Consider the following 21,006-nt stretch of genomic DNA (forward strand, 5'->3'; position numbering starts at 1 on the left):
TGCCCGCGCTCAGTTGCCGAAGTGATGGCCCTCGGCGTCGTCCGCGTCGCCGTTGGACACGCTGCCGTCCGCGATCGGCTCGCTCTCGCCCTGGCCGGGCGTGGGCCCCCGGCCGTTGGCCGGCAGCACCAGCACTTCAGCCTGGTTCGGGTCGAAGCCGCTGAGGCTGGCGTCGCGCGCCAGCTCGTGCAGCACGGCCTGGGCGGCGTGGTAGCCGATCTTCTGGATGTAGCCGCCGGACTTGGTGCCGATGCCGCCGCGCAGCTCCAGGAGCACGGAGCCGGAGCCCAGCAGGCCGTAGGCGTTGCGCGAGATGCCGGGCTCGGTGCCGCCCGGGTACAGGCTCAGGTCCGCGTAGGGGTAGCGCGCCAGCGTCTGCGCGATGACCACCACCACCCGCTTGGCCATGGACTGGCCCTGTTTGAAGCGCGTCACCGCGTCGGGGTCCACCGCCAGCAGCCGCTGCGCGGTCTCGTCGGCGGTGGGCCACAGCGTGGAGGCGGTGACCATGTTGCCGTCGTTCACGCGCGTGCCCTGGTGGTGCAGGTCCAGCGTCACCGCCGGCTTGTACTTGTCCGCCAGCCAGCGCACGTTCTTGGCCTCCGGCACGGGGTTGCCCTTGGCCAGGTCCGCCAGCGTGTAGGGCTGGGTGCTGTCCACGCCCAGGGTCTCGCAGCTGGTGACGCCAACGGTGATGTCCGGGTAGTTCGGGTTGTCCAGCGGGCAAAGCGGCCGGAACGCGTGGTAGCGGTTGATGTCGTAACCGCGCCCGCGCTGGTAGAAGGCCGGCACCCGGCCCGGCGCGGAGAAGGTGAGGTCGTAATTCTGGCGCCAGGGCGGCACGCGCCCCTGGGCGTCCGTGATCAGCGTGCCGTCGGCCTTGCGGCCGTCGAAGCCGTCCACGTTGACGCGCGGCACGATGACGACGGTCAGCGCGTTGCGGATGGCCGTGGAGGCCGCCGAGCTGTTGGCCAGCGTGCGCGCCAGGTTGACGGCCGAGTCGCTGGTCTCCATCTCGTCGCCATGCTGCTGTGCAACGATCAGCGCGGCCGTCGGCCCGTTGCCGACCACGACGTACGGAATCTCCCGGCCCCCGTTGCTCTTCCAGGGCAGCACGCCGTAGCTCATGGCGCCGCGGCTGGTGTGAGTGCTGCTCTTGAGCGCGGCCATCAGCTGCTCGTAGGTGCGCAGCGAGGCGATGCTGTCGTTGTCGCCGTAGGGCCCGTTCGGGACCGTGGTCTGTGCCTGGACGGATGCTGCCGCCGCAGTGGCCAGGGACGCCGCTACAAGGATGTTTCTCATCGACATCGTGTGTCTCCTCGGTGAAGGGGCAGATCCGCTGGCGTGGACCCGGACCCCGGTTTGAATGTCCTGGGCCTCCGTGCCGCCCGCACCCATCGGCTCGGGGATGTGCGGTGGGCCTGTTCCGTGGCTGCTTTCCCGGGCAGCGCAGCCTGTGCCGGTCACAAGCGGCCCGATCTGTACTGCCCCCCTCGCGGGCGAGCAGCACAGAATTCGGCATGGACCGCACCGAAGACACCCTGTACCTGCGCATCGCCGACCAGCTCGCCAGCTCCATCCGCGCCGGGACGCTGGCGCGGGGCGAGCGCATCGCCTCCGTGCGCGAGCTGGCGCGGCAGCAGGGGGTGTCGATGTCCACGGTGGTGCAGGCCTACCGCACCTTGGAGGACGCGCGGCTGATCGAGGCCCGGCCGCGCTCGGGCTACTTCGTGGCGGCGCGCAGCGTGCGGCGCCCGCCCGAGCCCGAGACCACACCGCTGCCGGCAGCGTCGTTGCCGGTGGCGGTGAGCAACCTGGGCGCGCAGGTGACGGCGCTGGCGCAGGACCCGAACTTCACGTCCTTCGGCGCGGCCTACCCGGCGGCCGAACTGTTCGCGCAGGAGCGCGTGCGCCGGGCGCTGAGCCGCGCGGCGCAGCGGCACCGCGCCTCGCTGTGCCGCTACCCGTTGAGCAGCGGCACGCCCGAGTTCCGCCGCGCAGTGGCGCGGCAGGCGCTGGCCATGGGCTGCCAGCTCGATCCGGAACACATCGTCTCCACGACCGGCTGCCAGGCGGCCATCAGCCTGTGCCTGCGGGCCGTGACCCGGCCCGGCGACGTGGTGGCGCTGGAGTCGCCCACCTCCTACGGCTTCCTGGAGCTGCTGGAGAGCATGCATCTGCGCGCGCTGGAGATTCCCACGCACCCGCGCCACGGCCTGTCGGTGGACGCGCTGTCGCTGGCCTTCGACACGCAGCCGGTGAAGGCCGTGCTGTCGGTGCCCACGCTGTCCAACCCGCTGGGGTCGAGCATGCCGCTGGCCGAGCGGCGGCGGCTGGCGCAGCTGGTGGCGCAGCGCGGCGTGCCGCTGATCGAGGACGTGCTCTACAACCCGCTGTGCGAGCAGGACGAGCAGCGCCGCGCCGTGCGCAGCTTCGACGCCACGGGCCACGTGATGCTGTGCGGCTCCTTCTCCAAGACGCTGGCGCCGGGCCTGCGCGTGGGCTACGTGGACGCCGGGCGCTGGGCGCCGCAGGTGCAGCGCCTGAGCCACGTGTACTCGGGCAGCTACACCGAGGTGCTGGAGCAGGCGATGGCGGACCTGCTGATGCAGCCCGGGCTGGAGAGCGCCTTCCGCAGCCTGCGCTCGGCCGTGGCGCAGCGCGTGGACGAGGCGCGCGGGCTGATCGCCGAGAGCTTCCCGAAGGGCACGCGCGTCACGGACCCGCCGGGCGGCTTCCTGCTGTGGGTGGAACTGCCTGCGGGCAGCGACTCCATGGCGCTGTTCGAGGCCTGCCTGCGGGAGCGCATCGTGTTCGCGCCGGGGACGATGTTCAGCAGCACCGGGCGCTACCGGCACTGCCTGCGGCTGGGCGTGGTGGGGCGCTGGGACGACGCACAGCGAAGGGCGCTGCGGCGGATCGGGGAATTGGCGCGTGAGCTGCGGCCGGCCTGAATGCAGATCGCTATCCGAATATCCATGGCCGGGGCTGGCTGGTATTGACCACCATTTCGCTCCGGACGGGTTGGTCAGCCCCCGTCCTTCTCCAGCGGAATCAGTTTGCGCTGGGGGCTCAGTCAGGTCCGTTGGGCCGCCGTGGCTGAACGCCATAAGCTGTCATGGCCGACGCGATCTGGGTCTGCTCGGTGGTCTCAGCCGCAAAAAACAGGTAGCTGGGCGCCACGATCGGCTCCACCGACGCCGGATGCAGCACGATGACGGAGTGAAGCGGAAAGCGGTCTTGCGTCATTTCCCGCAGCGGTGCGGACCATTTTGAAAACTCCGGATGAGCCGGATCGATGACCTCCGCCCGTCCCTTCACCTTGAATCCTTTTTGTATGAAGACGTCGATGAAACTCAGGCAGGCTTGGCTGTTTATGCGAAGGTTTCTGACCGACCCGGGCGAGGCGATGTTGGCGATGGCAAAGCTTTGTTCATCGACGACCGCGAATATCTCCTTGGGTGAGACGTTGGGGCATCCCGTTGAATCAACGGTCGCCAGCCAGGCGAGGACGGAGCGCTGGGCGCAGTTGAGGAGTTCGGAGCTGAGCATGGGGGCGGGTCCAGGGTGCCGGTTGACAGGGGAGGGCCGCTACTGGCCGCCGCAATGGTGGGCGACGCGTTCCTTGAGGGTCTGGCCTTCGTTCAGTATTTCCGGGAGAGTCCATGGCCGCACGCACTGGTTTTGTTTGCCGCACCACAGGTAGCCCGCGGATCCGATGCACCCATGGGCATCGCGGTCGCCGCCCACGGGGGGCGGGAGGGGGACTCCAGGACGGGCCACCGCGTCGGAAGCGGATGCCGAAGTTGTTTGAGGAGTGCTGCAGCCGGTGGCAAGAAGGGCCAGGGCGACCAAGATCCACGATTTGAGATGGAACATGCCGTTGTGCGCATTGCAGCTGTCGAATGACCAGCCCGGAATTTCGGTATGCCTTTTCGGCGAAAACGAGAAACCAGAGAATTACTTCAGTTCCCTGATTCTCACGATGAGGTTCACGCGCTCGCTCAGGGCACAGTTTTCCCGTCCTTCGCAGGCGAGAGCCATGATGTTGCTCCGCTTGCGGGTGATCCAGACGCGTTTCCCGACAAGGCTTGTCTTTTCGCAAACTTCGAAGCTGGCCAGGTCCTGGGATTTTTTCCCGCCGGCATCGACCAGCTCGACATAGCAGGCCCGGTCCCCCGGCGCCATGCCGGTGATGGTGGCCGATTCCGCGCGTGCCGCCGAGGATGGCTGGGACGTTTGCGGTGCCGGGCCGTGTTCCGAAGCTGCAGCCGAAACGGCCAATATCGAAATGAGCGAGGCGAGCAGTGACCGAATCATCTTGAGTGCCGTACGTGATCCACGTGGTAGGACGTCGAGCCAGCTTCGTTGAACCCGTTGAGCCGCGTACATGAAGGCTTCAGCCACAACGTCTTCCAGCGACATGCCCACCAACGTGGGCCGAGTTCTAGGGACATGGGGCGAAGCACATGCGGAACTTCAAAGCTGAACGACCGATTCGACCTCAAAGTGAATCTCGCTTGTGAAATTGATGTAAGCCACAACGGCATCCTGAAACTCGTCGAGCAGTGCCATGCCCGTTAAGTCCCCCTCGCTCTGCGCACTCAGTCGCAATACCGCTTCACGCCATTCGCATTTCACCTCTCTTTGCCAAGGTCGCTGTGAAAATTCGAAAAGCATGTCGGCCACTGCTTCGGAAACATCGCTTTCCGAGAGCCCTTTGCAGGTCACCGTGATTCTGAACATGGACTCCAGGCCTGGACTCGTACATCTGCAATCTTGCTCGACATGAGCGGCAGGCACGTTGAATGAAGCCTGCCGCTGACTGTCCACTCGATGAAAAGTTCACGCCAGTGGTGGGTTGCGCGGAATGCGCGGTATGGCGTCGCTCATTTGTACCCAGGGTTGTGCGGAGTCGCACCAGATATTGACCTGTGGCTGGAGCCACGAGGTGTCGTCCAGCGTCCCGGCCTTGAGCCAATCCATGGTCGGCGTCGCGCCGAGTTCGGACAATATCGGAGACCCGCACCTGGAACAGAAGCGTCGCATCACGGGCAGGCCGCTTTCTCCGAGGTCTTGGTAGGTGTCCGGCTGCGCGCCCTCCATGACGAGCGTGCCCTTGGGTATGGCCACGAGGACCGAGAACGCCGTTCCGGTTTGGCGCTGGCAGTGCTTGCAATTGCAGATGGCGGTCATCAACGGCGCTGCATCCGATCTGTAGCGGATGGCTCCGCAAAGGCACCCGCCTTGAATGGTTGGCATGGCTGTCTCCACAGGGAAAGGTTGGTCGTGCCGAAAATGCCTCCTTTCCCGTGGCATGGGCGGCTTCGGCGGGCACGCCTCACGGCTCCAGTAAAAATGATGCTCCGTGCGCGTTTGCTGGTGTGTCGCAGCCGACACCTGAATTAACCTCCGTCAGGCTCGCCGTGCCTTGTCCCGGCTGCAGCCTAGGCTGGCCATCCCCGAATCATCCCCCCGGTCCTCTTCTGCAGGCAAGATAATGTGTCTGGCCCTTGGTGCGAGCAATGATGGTTTACAAATCACTGGCAAAGCGCAGCCGGTTCCCATCCGGGTCGGTGAGAACGAATTCGCAAGTTCCCCATGGCGTCTGCGTTGGCGGCTGGGTGGCGGTGATCCCACGCGCCGCAAATTCGGCATGGCAGGCTGGAGCATCGGGCACCTTGAAATAAACCGCCCCGCCCACCTGGCAGTCGCCCGCGTGCTCCGTGAGGAAAATGGTTTGGCCGGATCGGGTCAACTGCAGAAAAAGCGGAAAACCCGGTTCGAATTGGTGCTTCCAGTCCACGCTGAAGCCCAGGCCGTCCACATAAAGCGAGAGGCTTCTTTCGGCGCTGGTGATGCGCAGTTGGGGAATGACGGTTTGCTGCATCCGGGGCTCCTCAAATTGCCAGACGAAAAGCCCCAGCGCCTGCTGGAGCCTGTTCAGGTTCTGCCGTCGGGAAACAATCTCCTGTAGCTTCCTTCGGCTGCTGTCCTGGTTGATTGTCGTGTATTTTCAACCTGCTGTTCGGATACGGCAGCAGCGATTGAAAAAGCGTGATTGCTAAGAGGCCGCACTACCGTCTGCAGTTCCTCGTTCGGGAGGCTGGTCATCGTGGTAAGTGACGTTCGAGATGAGAGATGGCCAAAGGCCGTCCACTCGATGGAAGGGTTAGGCATCCCTTGACCAGAGCCATGCCTTTGCGCCTAGGCCAATATTGCTCCAAAACAGCCAGTTGGCCAGCAGACATGGTTTTAAGGAAATTACAAGCACGCTGAGGAAGCGAACTGGCAACGCTGTTGGGTTATCGCGCTTGCGGGCATCCGCCTGAAACAAGACTACTTCGGGCCGCTACGACGCTGCCTCCTCTTTCACTGCAATCGCTACTAAAAAGGCATGACCGTGGAAAACGTCACGCAACTTTCCCTGACCCGCCACCCAGCGTCGAGATTCCACGACCACGCAAAAGCAGACCAAGGTGGCGCTGCTGTTTCTACATGCTCAAGTGCTGAAAATCGATTTTGCTTTGGCTCGACGAGGCGGTCCCCGTGCAGCAGCTGCTGTGGCTCCCCGTGCTGCTCACCGAAGTGCGGCCCGCTCCATGAAATGAACGGCGTCACCGTCCTGCCGAAAAGCCTCATCCCGCCGCCGCAGCAGCACACCGGACCGACACCGCAAAACACCCTGCCGTCCCCACCGCCAGTTCAGTGCAACTTCACCCGCGCCTGCGACCTTCCATCGATCCAGTTCCCCACCTGGTCCCACGCCGTCCGCAGCGCCCCTTGCAGCCGGACCATGTGCGCGTGGTGCGCGCTCCAGTAGGCCCAGCGCGCCAGCAGCCCCTGCAACCGCACGCCGTGTCCGGGCAGGCGGCCCAGGATGCGCCCCACCGCGTCGCGGCTGCCCAGTGACACCAGCGAGCCGCGGTCGTGGAAGCGGAATCCTTCCACCGGCCGCGACTCCAGCCGGCGCAGCAGGGCGTCGGCCAGGTAGCGCGCCTCCTGCTGCGCTGCCTGCGCCCGCGGCGGCACGGCCGGCGCGCCGGCCTCGGGCACGCAGCTCGCGCAGTCGCCCATCGCGAACACGTCCGCGTCCACCGTGCTCTGCAGCGTGTCGCGCACCAGCAGCTGCCGGCTGCGGTTGAGCTCCAGCCCGTCCAGCTTCTCCAGCACCTCCGGCCCGCGGATGCCCGCGGCCCACACCGCCAGCTCCGCGGGCAGCACCTCGTGGCCGTCGAGCACCACGTGGTCGGCGGCCACCTCCGTGACGCGGCGGCCCAGCAGTACCTCCACGCCGCGCGCCTCCAGGTCCTCGCGCGCCTGGCGGCTGATGTCCTCCGACAGCGCACCCACCAGCCGGTCGCCGGACTCGATCAGCCGCAGCTGCACCGGCTGCGGCTCCTGGCGCAGCTCCGTGCCCAGGCCGGCAATGGCGTGCACCGACTCGATCAGCTCTGCCGCCAGCTCCACGCCCGTGGCGCCGCCGCCGACGATGGCGATCTGCACCGGTCCGCGCGAATGCACCTCCGCCCGCGCGCAGGCCGCCAGCAGCAACCGGTGGAAGCGCGTGGCGTCGGCGGCGCTGTTGAGCGCGACGGCGTGCTCGGCCACGCCGGGCGTGCGGAAGTCGTTGACGATGCTGCCCACCGCGACCACCAGCGTGTCGTAGGCCACCGGGCGGCGCGGCGCGATCTCCTGGCCCGCGTCGTCCACCAGCGGCGCCAGCCACAGCTCGTGCCGGGCGCGGTCCAGCGACTCCAGCGTGCCCAGGTGGAAGCGGAAGTTGTGCCGCCGCGCCTGCTGCAGGAACTCCACGCCCGCGTCATGCCCGCCCAGCGTGCCCGCGGCCAGCTCGTGCAGCCACGGCTTCCAGACGTGCGTGAGCGCGGCGTCGATCAGCACCACCTCGGCCGGCGGCTCGCGCCGACGCAGCTTGCGCAGCTGCTCGCCCAGGTGCACCGCCAGCTCCAGCCCGCCGGCGCCGCCGCCCACGATCACGATCCGGTGCGGCCCGCCGTGCTCGCGCAGCTCCGAAGTGGAGAACAGCGCCGGGCGGCTGTCCTGGAAGGAAGAGGAGAAGGGCGACCGCGGGCCGCCAGGGGAGAGGTGCCATCGGTTCATGGGGAACCTAGGGGCAACCCGTATGCCGCGCGATCAGGTTTTAGGCCTGTCCTCTGCCGGCCGTTGCGCGCCGGCCAGCGCGCGCCGCAGCTCGCGTGCCATCAGCGGACGCTGCGCCGGCACCAGATGACGCCCCACGCACACGCTGCGCTCGCCCGCGCTCAGCCGCACCAGCGCCGCCGGGCCGTCGGTGTGCACGCGCACCCAGGCCGCGGGCAGCTCGATGCGCTCCACCCGCCCACCGCAGTGCCGCTCCACGCACAGCCGGTCCGCTGCCAGGGTGATGGTCTCCCGGTCCAGCACGTGGCGCGCGTGCACCACCAGCGCGGCAGCCAGCGCCGCCACCTCGATGCCGGCGAACAGGCTGACCAGCGGATAGCCCAGCGCCCAGAACCCCAGCGCCAGCAGCAGATGGAACGTGCACACCACGCCGAAGGCCAGTCCCAGCTGCCGCGGCGTCAGCCGGCAGTTGCGGCGCAGCTGCCAGCACAGCGCCGGGCAGCCGTCGCAGTCGTCACTCCGGTCGAACCGGTCGCGCACGGGCAGCGCGGGCGAGGGTGGGCGATCCGGCGGAGCGGCCATGGCGGCGGGGCGTGTCTTTCTGAATGAATGCGCCGGCGGCGCGGCAAGTTCCCGGCCCGTCCCGTGTTCAGCCCGGGCCGTGCCGGGACCTGCGCTTGCCGAAATCCCGTCAAGCGGGCCCGCACCGGCGGCTTCAGGAGCTTGAGCCGGCGCGGCGCAGCGCAATACCGGTTTCTTTCCTTCCTTTGCAACCAAACAGCAACGCGTTGCCGATGCCGGAAAGCTTCCCACGGCGGCGCCGGAGCAATACGCCATGGCCACCGCTTCCTTCGACGTCGAAGACCTCCTGCTCGAACAGCGCATCGACGACCTCCACGCCGTGTCCGCGCACGACGTGGCGGTGTGCGCGGTCAAGCGCCCGCATCGCGGCAGCGACGGCTACCGCAGCACGCTCTGGCTCTTCCCGCTGGACGGTGGCGGCGAGCCGCGTCCGCTCACCGCCGGCACCTCGCGGGACAAGCAGCCGCGCTGGTCGCCGGACGGCCAGCAAATCGCCTTCATCTCGGACCGCGCCGGCCTGAACCAGGTGTTCCTGATCCGCCCCGACGGCGGCGAGGCGCGGCAGATCAGCTTCTTCAAGGGCGGCGTGTCCGCCTTCGAATGGAGCCCCGACGGGCGCCGCCTGCTGCTCACCAGCATCGTCAACGTGGACCCGGAGGCGCGCGGCGCTCCTTCGTCGCTGGACCAGCCCCGCGATGCCGGCGCGCCCGAGGTGGTGTGGCGGCTGCCGTACAAGCTCGACGGCGTGGGCTACCTGCTGTCGCAGCAGATCCACCTCTTCACGCTCGACGTCGACAGCGGCGAGGACCGCCAGCTCACGCAAGGCGCCTTCGAGGTGCGCTCCGCGGCGTGGTCGCCCGATGGCCGGCGCATCGTGTACAGCCGCACCCGCGAGGGCCGCCTGGCGCACCGCACGGACCTCTGGGTGGTGGACGCCGACGGCAGCCACGCGCGGCAGCTCACGCACGAGCAGGGCAACACCAGCGCGCCGTGCTGGTCGCCCGATGGGCGCTGGATCGCCTTTGCCGGCAACCTCGACGAGGGCGACGCCAAGATGCAGCTGTGGCTGGCGGGGCCGGACTCGGGCCGCGTGCGCAGGCTCGGTGGCGAGGACGTCGAGGTGGTGCCCACCAGCACCCTGTACTGGAGCAGCGACAGCGCGCAGCTGCGCCTGCTGCTGGCGCAGCGCGGGCGCCAGCACCTGGTGAGCCTGTCGGTGCCCGAGGGCGAGCGGCGCATGCTGGTGGACGGCGACCGGCAGCTGGGCGGCATCGCGGTGGCGCGTTCCCGCATGGCCTTCTTCTGGGAGAGCGGCGACACGCCGCTGGAACTGGGCGCCGCGGACCTGGACGGCCGCCACGAGCAGACCCTGAGCCGCTTCAACGACTGGTGGCACCAGCGCGAGACGCTGCAGGCCGAAGTGCGCCACTTCCAGGTGCCTGACGGCCAGGGTGGCACGGAGCAGGTCGATGCGTGGCTGATCCGCGCCCAAGGCGCGCGGGGGCCCATGCCGGTGCTGGTGGACGTGCACGGCGGCCCGGCCAGCTATGCCGACCTCAGCTTCCAGAACCATGCCTTCTGGCCGGTGCTGTGCGCGCGCGGCTGGCTGGTGGTGGCGCCCAACACCGTGGGCTCCAGCAGCTACGGGCGCGAGTTCGCCGAGCGGCTGCGCGGCCACTGGGGCGAGCGCGACCTGCCGCAGATCCTGGCGATCCTCAAGGCGCTGCAGCGCGAGGGCCTGGCCGACGAGCGGCTGGCGATCACCGGCAGCTCGTATGGCGGCTACATGGCGGCCTGGGCCATCGGCCACAGCCGCGCCTTCCGCGCCGCGGTGGTGTGCGCGCCGGTGTCGAACCTGGAGACGCACTACGGCACCAGCGACAGCGGCTACTACAGCGATCCCTACGACATGTGCGGCACCCCGCGCATCGACCGCGAGACCAGCCGCCGGCTGTCGCCCATGACGGAGATCGGGCGGGCGCGCACGCCCACGCTGATCCTGCAGGGCAAGGAGGACGAGCGCTGCCCGAAGTGCCAGTCCGAAGAGCTCTTCGTGAGCCTGATGTGCGCCACCGGGGCCCCGTGCGAGATGGTGCTGTACCCCGGCGGCGACCACCACGTGCTCAAGGACGGCAAGCCCTCGCACCGCCTGGACGGCGTGCGGCGCATCGTGGAGTGGGTGCAGCGCTGGGTGGAGCAGCCGCTGGCTGCGGACGGCGGGCGCGAGGAGCGGGACGGGCAGCGCAGCGACGGGCGCTGAAGGGCGGGGCGGCGCTGCGCCGGGCAGGCATCGGGGCTGACGCAAGACGAAGCGCCGGCGGCCATCCGTGCTTCGTCCTACAGGACGGCCTCGACTTCCGCCGAACAGCCTTTCACCTCCCCGCCCCCGTCTCCTCCGCCCCCACCAGCGACCCCACCAGCGCCATGCGCGCCGCATCCCGCCCCTGCGTCATCAGCGCCTCCACCCGCTCCGGCGAGAAATCGAATTCCGCCGAAATCGCGTCCTCCGGCAGCGGTGGCCGGGTGACGCGGATCCAGCGCTTGAGCGCAGGCGGTTCCGGCGGCACCAGCTTGTCCGCCTGCAGCAGGTTCATGGCCCGCCAGCGCAGCTCGGCGCCGGACTGCGGTAGCGCCGCCACCTCGCGCGGGAACGGCTCCACGCTCACCAGCTGCAGCGCCTCGCCCTCGCGCAGCCGCCCGCTCGCGCGCAGCCGCGCCAGCAGCGCCGGCAGCAGCGAGTCGCGCGTGGCGTCACCGTCCCAATAGCGCCGCCCGCCGATCTCCACCGGCTCGAACAGCAGCGGCATCGCCGAGCTGGCCGCCAGCTCCGCCGCGCCGATGGGCGCTTCGTCGCTGTCGAACAGGTGCAGCTCGCCCGAGAGCAGGTCCACCGCGCCGGCGGCCAGCAGCGGCTGCGCGGCGGTGACGCTGGCGTAGCGCCCGACTTGCCGCTCCAGCAGCGCCCACATCGCATCGCGGTCGTACAGCGGGTAGTCCAGCCGGCTCATTGCCGCCCACGGCAGCCAGTGCAGCGGCTGCGGCCGGTACAGGTTGCGCGTGCCCAGCAGCACGCCGGTGAGCAGGCCGTTCCACGCCCGCAGCGCCACGGCGTGGCGGCTGTCGCCCACCGCGACACCCAGAAACGGGAACGAGGGCGTGGCGATCTCGTGGCGCCACAGGTGCTGCAGCGCCTGCACGCCGGCGTCGGCCGTGTGCAGCTGTCGCGCCGCCACCGCCGCATTGACGGCGCCGAGGGAGGTGCCCGCCAGCGCCACCACCCGGTCGCCCCGCGCCCGCAGCCACGGCGCGATGGACGCCCACGCGCCGCCGCCGAACGCCCCCAGCGCGCCGCCGCCCTGGAACACCACCACCGTCCTCATCCTGACCTCGCGTCGTGCCCGCTACCGTGCCCGGTCAGGGCCGTGTGCCCAGCCGCTCCCGCTCGCGCCCGTGGCGCCGCCGTCCGGCCGAGAACAGCCAGCTCACGGCGCCCGCCGCCAGCGCCACCGCGCCCAGCACCGCCATGCCCACCCCGCCGGCCTTGCGCCGCTCGGCCACGCCCCAGCCGCCGCGCACGGCCGCGCGCAGCGGGAGCGGCGCGAACAGCGCGCCGTCGCTGTCCGGCACGCGCTCACCCTGCTGCAGGAAGAAGCGCGCCGCCGCCCGCGCCGCGGCCCGGCCGGTGGCGTCCGGCGCCACCGCGTAGGGCACGGCGGCGGCATGGTGCAGGCCCAGCGCCACCGAGCGCCGCGGCCGGTGCAGCAGCTCCACCACCGCCCGCGCCACGCGCTCCGGGTCCAGCACCGGCGGCACCGGCCGCACCGTGCGCCCCGTGAAATTCGCCGAGCGCTGGTGCTCGGGCGTGTCGATGAAGCTGGGATACACCCCGCACACCGCGATGCCCGTGGCCGAGAGCTCGTCGCGCAGCGCGTCGGTGAAGCCCGCCACGCCGAACTTGCTGGCGCTGTAGCTGGCGGCCAGCGGCATCGGGATGCACCCGGCGATGGAGGCCACGTTGACCACCACGCCCCCGCCGGCGCGCCCGCGCATGTGCTGCAGCGCCGCGTACGTGCCGTGCACCACGCCGAGCAGGTTGGTGCGGATCAGGCGCTCGTGGTGCTCAGCCGGGATGGTGTCGAAGCTGCCCCAGAGGCTGGTGCCGGCGGCGTTGATCCAGGCGTCGATGCGGCCGAAGGCCTCGACGGCGCGCTGCATCAGCGCCTCCATGTCCGCCGCCTCGCCCACGTCCGCCACCTGGGCCACGACTTCGGCGCCCAGCGCGCGGCAGCGCTCCGCCGCGTCGGCGAGGGCCTGTTCGCCACGGGCCGCGAGCACCAGGCGCGCGCCGTCGCGGCCCAGGCGCTGCGCCACGGCCAGGCCGACGCCGCTGGAGCCGCCGGTGATGACCACCACGGGGTTCTCGGGCAGGCGGGCGGCGGTGCTCATGGCTGCCTCGCGTTCGGGTTCGGGTTCAGGCCCGCGGGCGGCGCCTCGGGTGGCCGGGTGCGGCTGCTGCGCACGGCCTGCAGCACCAGCCAGGCGCCGCCGGCCAGCGCGCCGTAGAACAGCCCGGTCAGGCCCTGCGCCGGTTCGGAGAGCCGGTTGTAGGTGCTCGCGTGCACGCGCTGCCCGGGGTGGTGGCCCAGCGTGCGGCCGTGGCTGTCGCGCGAGGGCTCATAAAGGTTGCCGCTGCTGCCGCGGGAGGCCTCGCCGCGCCACTGGCGGTCCACCAGCAGCGGGCCCGCCAGGTCCAGCAGCCCAGGCACCACGCCGGCGGCCACGCCGTGCATCGCGGCGACGCCGCCGATGCTCAGGTCGCGCTGCGGATGCTGCGCGGCGTGCAGCAGCGCGCGCGCCGCGTCGTGCGTCGCGTACAGCGGCGACACCAGCCGCGGCTGCCGACCGGGCGGATGCGCCGCGTGCTCGATCAGCGGCGTGGCGATGCACGCGGGCTTGGCCAGCACCACTGCCAGCGGCGAATGCTCGGCCTGCAGCTCCTGGCGCAGCCCGTCGGTGAAACCCTTCACCGCGTGCTTGCTGGCGCTGTAGATCACCTGCAGCGGCACGGCGTGGTCCGCGAGCACGCTGGCCACGTTGATCAGCGTGCCCCCACTGCGGCGCATGCGTGCCACGGCGGCCATGGAGCCGTTGACGGTGCCCCAGTAGTTGGTATCCATCAGCCGTCGCGCCGAGGGCTCGTCATAGGCGTCGAGCTGCGAGGCCACCATGCCGACGCCGGCGTTGTTGATCCAGGTGTCGATGCCGCCGAACTGGCGCACGGCCTCGTCTGCCACGGCCTCCAGCTGCTCGCGCACGGCCACGTCTGCCGGCACGGCCAGCACGCGGGCGCCGTGGTGCTGGTGCAGCCGCTGCGCGATGCGCTGCAGCGCATCGCCGTCGCGCGCCGTGATCACCACCCGTGCCCCGGCCTGCGCCGCCAGCTCGGCCGTGGCCAGGCCAATGCCGCTGGAAGCGCCGGTGATGACGATGACTTGCTGGTTCAAGGGCTTGGCCATGGCGCTCCTTCGCGGTTCGGACGCCGCCGCGCGGCGCTTTCGTCCTGCCGCCTGGGTGCAGCCGGCGTGCCTGCACCCCCGCGAATGCAGGTGGCGCGTGGCCTCGGGCATAGTGGCTCGGGCTGTTCCCGGGGGTGAGATCGCGCGGCAGGCGCTGCGGCGGCCCGGGTTGCAGGCGAAGGTTCACGCGATACGGGTTGGTCATGACCACAGAGGAACAAGCAGCAGGCAACGGGATTTCCGGTGCGTCGCGGCTGGCCGGGGGGCTGGAGGAGCTGGTCCTGGAGCTCTCGGCGCCGCGCATGGAGATGGTGGACGGCGCCCGGCGGGCGAGCGCGCGGGCGCGGCTGCTGCGCAGCGCGGCGGACGGCGGCGGCGTCGCGCAGGCCTCCGAGCCGTGGCGCCTGCTGGTGCCGGAAGGCTTCGACGCCGAATCGCTGGACTGGTACCTGCGCCGCTTTCCGGTCTGGCCCGATCCGCTGGCCCGGCAGCGCGCCGAGGCCGTGGAGGCCGCGCTGCAGGCCTGGGGCCGGCGGCTGCATCAGGCCGCCTGGCCGGCCCAGCGGCTGGCCGAGGCGCTGCCGCGCGGCGAGGGGCCGGCCGGTGGCTGGCGCGTGGGCCGCTTCTGCGTTCGCCTGCTGGACGACGACGCAGCGGGAGCACTCCAGCCGCACGAAGCGGCCGCCGCGCGCGAGGCCACCGCGCAGCTCCTGGACCAGCCCTGGGAGCTGCTGCACGACGGCCACGCCTGGCTGTTCCAGGGTCCGTACGGTGGCAGCGTGCGCCGCTGCCTGGGGGATGGCGACGCCGCGCCGCCGCCGCCGGACCCGCCTGCTGATGCCAGCGCGCTGCGCGTGCTGTCCGTGGCCGCGCGCCCGCCGCTGCCCGCCGGCAGCCGCACCGACCACCGCGCCGGCGCGCTGGCCCTGGGGCAGGCGGTGGAGTCCCTGGACGGCGCGCTGGAGATGCAGGTGCTGGTGCCGCCCACGTGGGCGGCGCTGTGCGCGGAGCTGGAGCGCGCGCGCCTGGCCGGCCGGCCGTGGCAGGTGCTGCACCTGGACGGCGCCTGGGTGGAAGACCCGGCCTCGGGCGCACAGGCCCTGTGCCTGGAGGCGGAGGGCCCGTCGCCGCTGCAGCCGCAGGCGCACGCGCTGCCGGTGGCGGCGCTGGGCGCGCGGCTGCGGGAGCACGGCATCGCGCTGGTGTGGCTGGAAGCCCCGCCCGGGTCCACCCTGGCTGGCCTGGGCGGGCCGGCGGCCGGGCTGCTGCAGGCCGGGGTGCCCGCCGTGGTGGCGATACGGCACGGGCTGCCGGGGCGCAGCGCCCGCGCCCTGGCCGAGACCTTCTTCGGCGCGCTGTGCCACGGCGATCCGGTGCGCGAGGCCCTGCGGGCGGGATGCGCCGCGCTGCAGCGCGAGGCCTGGGCGGCCGGTGAGGCCGGGCAGGGGCTGCTGGACGACTGGTTCGTCCCCGCGCTGTTCCTGCAGCGCGACGGGCTGCGGCTGTGCCGCGGGCCCGTGGCGCCGGGGCGCCTGCAGGCGTGGCGCGACGAGCTGCGGCAGCGGCTGGGCGAGGTGCCGGACGAGCCGGCGGCGGGCTTCGTCGGCCGCGGCCCGGAGCTGCTGGCGCTGCAGCGCCTGCTGCACGCCGGGCGCCATGCCGTGCTCAACGGCCCGGCCGGCGTCGGCAAGACCGCGCTGGCGGCGGAATTCGCGGCCTGGATGCTGCGTTGCGGCCGGATGCACCGGGCCGCCTTCGTCAGCGTCGCTGTCCACGACAGCGCCGCCGACGTGCTGGAGCGCTTCGGCCGGCAGCTGGTGCCGGGCTTCGAGCTGTCCAATTTCTTCGACCTGACGCAGGCGCGGCAGGAGCTCGAACGGGTGCTGGCGCAGGCGCCCACGCTGCTGGTGCTGGACCAGATGGAAAGCCTGCAACCCTCTGCGCTGCCGGGCGCGGCGCCGCCCGCGGTGCTGGCGCACGCGGCCGAGGAGGAGGCCGGGGCGATCCTGTCGCTGTGCCGGCGGCTGCTGCGCCAGCCCGGAACCCGGCTGCTGATGACCAGCCGCGCCGTGTTGCCCACGCCCTTCGACGACGCGGGGCAGCGGCTGGAGCTGCAGGGGCTGGACACGGATTCGGGGCTGCAGCTGCTGGCGCGCCTGATGCGAAAGGAGGCGGGCGCCGCCGTCGTGGACGCCTCGCACGAAGGCGTCGAAGGGCTGGTGCAGGCCGCGCGCGGGCATGCGTGGCTGCTGGGCGAGCTGCCGCCGCATCTGCTGCTGTGGGGGCCGCAGGCCACGTGCGCGCAGGTGCTGCGCAAGCTGGCCGTCGCGCAGGCGCGCTACCCCGTCGGCGGCGAGGCGCCGATGCTGGCCGGCCTGGAGCTGTGCCTGGAGCGGCTGCCGCCGGATGCCCTGGAGCAGGTGCCCGTGCTCGGCATGTTCCACGGCGGCTTCCACCCTGAGGTGCTGCAGTCGGTGATGGGCTGGACGGCGGAGGCGGTCGAGGCGCTGGTGCGCCCGCTGTGCGATGCCGGCCTGGCCACGCGCGCGGCCTTCGGCCACGTGCTGCTGCTGCCGGCACTGGTGCCGGTGCTGCGTTCCCGGCTGGACGAGGCCGAGCGGCAGGCACTGCTGCCGCTGTGGGGCGCGGCCCTGAGCGAGCACGCCGGCGTGCTGCTGCGCCAGCAGCGCGAGCATCCGCCGCGCGCCGCCGCGCTCACGCTGCTGGCGCTGCCGGACTGGCTGGCGATGCTCGATGCCGTCGAGCGCGGCGCGCCGCCGGCCGAGGTGGTGGAGGTCGCCAACCTCCTCATCGCGCTGCTGCGCCCGCTGCGGCGGCCGGGGCTGCTGGCGCAGCTGCTCCTGCGGCGCGATGCGGCGCAGGGCCGGTCGCGGCCTGCGGCCGCATCCCAGGCGCTGGCGGCGTCGCCGTCCCCGCCGGGACCCTGGGACGCCGCGCGGCTGGGTGCCGAGCGTGTGCGCATCGAGGGGCTGCTGGGCGCTGGCCGTGGCGCCGAGGCGCTGGACGCGGCGCACCTGCTGCTGGAGCAGGTGCGCGGGGCCGGGGCGCGGGCCGAGGCGGGCGTGGAGCTGGTGCGGGCGTGCCTGCTCGGGGCCCGGGCGGCGCGGGCCTTGCAGCGCACGCCGGAGGGCTTGCCGCTGCTGGAGGAGGCTTGTGCGCGGCTGGATGCGGCGCCTTCGGACCATCGGCTGGCCGCTGCCTGCTGGGCCGAGCGCGCCGAGGGCCTGCGCGAGCTGGACCGGCTGGACGAGGCGGCACAGGCGTACCGGTCGTTTGTCCAGTCGGCGCAGGCGGCCGGGGACTTGCGCCAGGCCGCCATCGGGCAGGGGCAGCTGGGCAACCTGTGCCTGCGGCAGGAGCGCTGGGCCGAGGCGCTGGCGGCGCTGGACGACGCGCGCCGCGGCTTCGAGCAGCTCGGCGACGCGCGCGCCGTGGCGGCCGTCTGCTACCAGGTGGGGCTCGTGCAGCTGAAGGCCGGGCGGCTGGCGCAGGCCGACGCCGCCTGGCGCGAGGCGCTGGAGCGGCAGACCCGCCTGCACGATGCGCTGGGCCAGGCGCTCACGCTCAACCAGCTGGGCGTGCTGTACGACGAGCACCTGGGCCGGGCCGAGGACGCGCTGGGCTGTTTCAGCCAGGGGGCGCAGTGCGCCGGGCACGCCGGCCATCCGGCGGTGCTGAGCCTGCTGCGCGCCAACGCCGCCGACTGCCTGCGCCGCTTGGGGCGGCTGGACGCGGCCCGGTCCGAGGCCTGGGCGGCGTTGAAGGACGCGCTGAAGGTGGGCAGCGCGGCCCAGCCCTGGGCGCGCTGGGCGCTGCTGGGTTCCATCGAGCAGGCCGCGGGCGATGGGGTGGCCGCCGAGCGGGCCCGGCGCGAGGCTGCGTCCGCCTACCTGGCCTGGCGCCGCGCCGGCGGCGAAGCCGGCGAGGGCAACGCTCAGCTGGGCGCGGCGGTGGGGCAGGCGCTGCGGGCCGGGGACCGGGCGCAGGCCGAGGCGGTGCTGCAGGAGCTGGCCGCGGACCCGCGCCTGCCAGCGGAGGACCGGGTGTACGTGCGCATGCTGCAGGTCATCGTCTCCGGCAGCCGCGACCGCACCCTGGCCGACACGCCGGGGTTGCACTACACGGCGGCGGCGGAAGTGGTGCTGCTGCTGGAGGGGCTGGAGGAGGGCGCGGGGTGATGTGGCGGTCCGGCTGCCTCAATGCCCCCACTTGCTCAGCGCGAACGCCGCCAGGAAGCCCGCCACGGTGACGAGCCCGGCGAAGTCGTGGGCCTGCTCGAAGGCCTCGGGGATCATGGTGTCCACCAGCATGGCCAGGATCGCCCCGGCGGCGATGGCGGTGGTGGCGGCCACCACCTCCGGCGAGCTGCCGTCGAAGAGCACGAAGCCCGCGATCGCCGACAGCCCCGAGGCCAGCGCGATGCCGCCCCACACGCCGTACACGTAGCCCGGCCCGCGGCCCGCCTTCTTCATGCCCGCGGCGCTGGACAGCCCCTCGGGCAGGTTCGACAAGAAGATCGCCGCCACCGCCACGGTGCTCACCGCGCCGCCCTTGAGCAGGCTCAGCCCGATGACGATGGACTCGGGAATGCCGTCCAGCAGCGCGCCCAGCGCGATGGACAGCCCGCTGCCCTCGTGCTCCTGCTCCGAGGGTTGACGGTCGCCCGAGCGCTTGCGGTGCCGCGCGCCGCGGTGGGCCAGGAGGTAGTTGGCGGCCGTGTACACCGCTGCGCCGCCCACGAAGCCCAGCGAGGTGGAGTCCAGCCCGCCGCTCTTGAAGGCCTCGTCCATGAGCTCGAAGGACAGGGCCGAGATCAGCACCCCGGCGCCGAAGGCCATCACCGCCGCCACCAGCCGCGCGGGGATGCGCATGCGGTAGCCGACCCACGCCCCCAGCAGCAGCGCGCCGCCGGCCAGCAGGCCCCACAGGCCGGCTTGCAACCACTGGGGCATGGCGGATCTCCCAAGACGATGCGATGGCGGGCTTCGGCAAGCGCGGTGCCGGCGCGGCCCGGGAGGTCGCCCGGGCGCCTCAGCGCCCCAGCAGGTGCAGCGCCACCTCGCGCCGGTGCGCGCGGTGGCGGTGCTCCCAGAGGTAGATGCCCTGCCAGGTGCCCAGCGCCAGCCGCCCCTGCAGCAGCGGAATGGACAGCTGCGTGGCGGTGAGCGCGCCCCGCACGTGCGCGGGCATGTCGTCCGGCCCCTCGTCGCGGTGGCGGAACAGCGGGTCGCCGTCGGGCACCAGGCGGGCGAAGAAGCGCTCCAGGTCGCGCTGCACCTCGGGGTCGGCGTTCTCCTGGATCAGCAGGCTGGCCGAGGTGTGGCGCACGAACAGCGTGAGCAGCCCTTCCTGGAAGCCTTGCGCCTGGGTCCAGTCGCGCACGCGGCGCGTGATCTCCAGCAGCGCGCGGCCGGGCGTGTCGAAGGCAAGGGTGGTGGTGGCTTGGTTCAACATGCGGGCAATTCCAGCACGAAGCAGCTGCCGCCCCCTTCGCGCGGCTCGCAGCGCACGCTGCCCTCGTGGCGCTGCGCGATCTGGCGCACCAGGCTCAGCCCCAGGCCCACGCCGCCCTGCAGCTCGGCGTGGCCGGGCAGGCGGAAGAAGGGCTCGAAGATGCGCTCGCGCATCTCCGCCGGCACGCCGGGGCCGCGGTCGCACACCGCGGCGCGCACGCGGCCGTCGCCGGCGCGGCCCAGCTCCAGCACCACCTCGTCGCCGCCGTAGCGCTGGGCGTTCTCCAGCAGGTTGCGCAGCGCGCGGCGCAGCAGCCGCTCCTCGCCCTGCACGCTGAAATCCGCGTCGGCCTCGGGCTGCAGCTGCGCGCCCACGCGCGCGGCTTCCTCGGCCGCCAGCACCAGCAGGTCCACCGGGTGGCGTTCCAGGTCCGGGCGCACGTCCAGCCGGCTGGACAGCAGCACCTCCTCCACCAGCGCGTCGAGCTCGGCGATGTTGGCGTGGATCTCGGCCTGCAGCCCGGCCTGCTGGCCGGGGGAGGCCGTCTCCATGAGCGAGACGGCCATCTTCAGGCGCGCCAGCGGCGAGCGCAGCTCGTGGCTGGCATTGGCCAGCAGCGACTGGTGCGAGCGCAGCAGCTTCTCGGTGCGCTCGGCCGCCTGGTTGAAGCTGCGCGCCAGCGCCGCGACCTCGTCGCGCCCGCTGTCGTCCACACGGTGCGCCAGCGCGCCGTTGCCGAAGCGCTCCACGCCCGCCTGCAGCGCCTCCAGCCGCCGCGTCAGGCGCCGCACCACCGGGTACGCGCCCGCGGCCACGGCCATGAACAGCAGCGCCAGCACCGCCACCAGCCCGGTGCCGCGGATCCACGGCGGCGCCGGCGGCAGCGGCGGCCCGTGGCGCCCGCCCGGCCCGCGCGGCGGGCGCGCCAGCCACAGCGTGCGGCCGTCGTCGAGCTTGATGGGCAGCACCCGCGCCTGCGGCTCGGCGCTGATGCGCGCGAAGGCCTCGGCCTCGCCGACGCGCTGCCCCTTGGGATCGTCCAGCGCCAGCGGCACGCGCAGCCGCTCGGACCACTCGCGCAGCACCTCGGCCTGCTGCGCCGCGGGGGCCTTGGGCGGCGGCAGCGCCTGCTGCAGCAGCTCGCCCCAGGCGGCCAGGCGCTCGCCGGCGGCGGCGTCGAAGCGCCCGCGCTCGTGCTCCATCTGGTGCTGGAACAGCCAGCCCGAGCCCAGCGCGAACAGCGCCAGCACGGCCACCACGGTGAGCCAGACGCGCAGGTACAGCGACTTCATGGCGCGCCGGCGCCGCGGTG

Annotated in this window: 17 protein-coding genes; 3 read left to right on the plus strand and 14 right to left on the minus strand. The window is 72.1% G+C overall.

What is annotated here, in order from left to right; all coding sequences use genetic code 11:
* Positions 1-9: 9 nt before the first annotated feature.
* Complete coding sequence (locus H537_RS0103720) at positions 10-1,308, minus strand: M14 family zinc carboxypeptidase (RefSeq protein ID WP_028996814.1); 1,299 nt, start codon at positions 1,306-1,308, stop codon at positions 10-12.
* Positions 1,309-1,520: 212 nt separating this feature from the next.
* Here H537_RS0103720 and H537_RS0103725 point away from each other — a divergent pair, with 212 nt between their 5' ends.
* Entirely contained in the window at positions 1,521-2,954 is a 1,434-nt protein-coding gene (locus tag H537_RS0103725; RefSeq protein WP_028996815.1) for an aminotransferase-like domain-containing protein, read from the plus strand.
* Between the two features lie 118 nt (positions 2,955-3,072).
* On the opposite strand, the gene H537_RS0103730 is transcribed toward H537_RS0103725, so the two are convergent.
* From H537_RS0103730 to H537_RS54320, 7 genes are all read right to left on the minus strand, one after another.
* Positions 3,073-3,552, minus strand: a complete 480-nt coding sequence (locus tag H537_RS0103730; RefSeq protein WP_028996816.1) for a pyridoxamine 5'-phosphate oxidase family protein — start codon at positions 3,550-3,552, stop codon at positions 3,073-3,075.
* A gap of 408 nt (positions 3,553-3,960) precedes the next feature.
* Positions 3,961-4,425: a hypothetical protein gene (locus H537_RS52310; protein WP_156901369.1), complete on the minus strand. Its 465-nt coding sequence runs from the start codon at positions 4,423-4,425 to the stop codon at positions 3,961-3,963.
* Between the two features lie 54 nt (positions 4,426-4,479).
* Complete coding sequence (locus H537_RS52315; RefSeq protein ID WP_156901371.1) at positions 4,480-4,746, minus strand: hypothetical protein; 267 nt, start codon at positions 4,744-4,746, stop codon at positions 4,480-4,482.
* Positions 4,747-4,845: 99 nt separating this feature from the next.
* Entirely contained in the window at positions 4,846-5,262 is a 417-nt protein-coding gene (locus H537_RS0103745; protein ID WP_028996818.1) for a GFA family protein, read from the minus strand.
* Between the two features lie 271 nt (positions 5,263-5,533).
* Positions 5,534-5,890 carry a bleomycin resistance protein gene (locus H537_RS0103750; protein ID WP_028996819.1) on the minus strand — a complete coding sequence of 119 codons (357 nt, stop codon included), beginning with the start codon at positions 5,888-5,890 and terminating at the stop codon, positions 5,534-5,536.
* Between the two features lie 815 nt (positions 5,891-6,705).
* A complete protein-coding gene (locus H537_RS0103760) occupies positions 6,706-8,121 on the minus strand; it encodes an NAD(P)/FAD-dependent oxidoreductase (RefSeq protein WP_051241721.1) in 1,416 nt (471 codons plus the stop codon).
* 33 nt (positions 8,122-8,154) lie between these two features.
* Positions 8,155-8,703 (minus strand): DUF2244 domain-containing protein, encoded by a 549-nt coding sequence (locus H537_RS54320; protein WP_051241723.1) that lies wholly within the window; start codon positions 8,701-8,703, stop codon positions 8,155-8,157.
* Positions 8,704-8,956: 253 nt separating this feature from the next.
* Between H537_RS54320 and H537_RS41035 the strand changes: the two genes are divergently transcribed.
* Entirely contained in the window at positions 8,957-10,963 is a 2,007-nt protein-coding gene (locus H537_RS41035) for a S9 family peptidase (RefSeq protein ID WP_043458130.1), read from the plus strand.
* Positions 10,964-11,075: 112 nt separating this feature from the next.
* Here the strand turns inward: H537_RS41035 and H537_RS0103775 are convergent, their stop codons facing one another.
* The 3 genes from H537_RS0103775 to H537_RS41040 are packed head-to-tail and all read right to left on the minus strand — an operon-like array spanning position 11,076 to position 14,219.
* Entirely contained in the window at positions 11,076-12,083 is a 1,008-nt protein-coding gene (locus H537_RS0103775; RefSeq protein WP_084150399.1) for a patatin-like phospholipase family protein, read from the minus strand.
* 34 nt (positions 12,084-12,117) lie between these two features.
* Positions 12,118-13,149: an SDR family NAD(P)-dependent oxidoreductase gene (locus tag H537_RS0103780; protein WP_028996822.1), complete on the minus strand. Its 1,032-nt coding sequence runs from the start codon at positions 13,147-13,149 to the stop codon at positions 12,118-12,120.
* Complete coding sequence (locus H537_RS41040) at positions 13,146-14,219, minus strand: SDR family oxidoreductase (RefSeq protein WP_051241725.1); 1,074 nt, start codon at positions 14,217-14,219, stop codon at positions 13,146-13,148. The genes H537_RS0103780 and H537_RS41040 overlap by 4 nt, the downstream gene beginning before the upstream one ends.
* A 203-nt stretch (positions 14,220-14,422) precedes the next feature.
* Here H537_RS41040 and H537_RS0103790 point away from each other — a divergent pair, with 203 nt between their 5' ends.
* Entirely contained in the window at positions 14,423-18,418 is a 3,996-nt protein-coding gene (locus tag H537_RS0103790) for an ATP-binding protein (protein ID WP_028996823.1), read from the plus strand.
* A gap of 18 nt (positions 18,419-18,436) precedes the next feature.
* Here H537_RS0103790 and H537_RS0103795 read toward each other — a convergent pair whose 3' ends face one another.
* The 3 genes from H537_RS0103795 to H537_RS0103805 form a co-directional block, all read right to left on the minus strand.
* Positions 18,437-19,192, minus strand: a complete 756-nt coding sequence (locus H537_RS0103795; RefSeq protein WP_028996824.1) for a ZIP family metal transporter — start codon at positions 19,190-19,192, stop codon at positions 18,437-18,439.
* A gap of 79 nt (positions 19,193-19,271) precedes the next feature.
* A complete protein-coding gene (locus H537_RS0103800) occupies positions 19,272-19,691 on the minus strand; it encodes a secondary thiamine-phosphate synthase enzyme YjbQ (protein ID WP_028996825.1) in 420 nt (139 codons plus the stop codon).
* Positions 19,688-20,986, minus strand: coding sequence for a HAMP domain-containing sensor histidine kinase (locus tag H537_RS0103805; protein WP_028996826.1), 1,299 nt, complete (start codon positions 20,984-20,986; stop codon positions 19,688-19,690). Before H537_RS0103805 ends, H537_RS0103800 begins: the two co-directional genes overlap by 4 nt.
* Positions 20,987-21,006: the final 20 nt, after the last annotated feature.

It is taken from the genome of Azohydromonas australica DSM 1124 (assembly GCF_000430725.1).
GTDB lineage: Bacteria > Pseudomonadota > Gammaproteobacteria > Burkholderiales > Burkholderiaceae_C > Azohydromonas > Azohydromonas australica.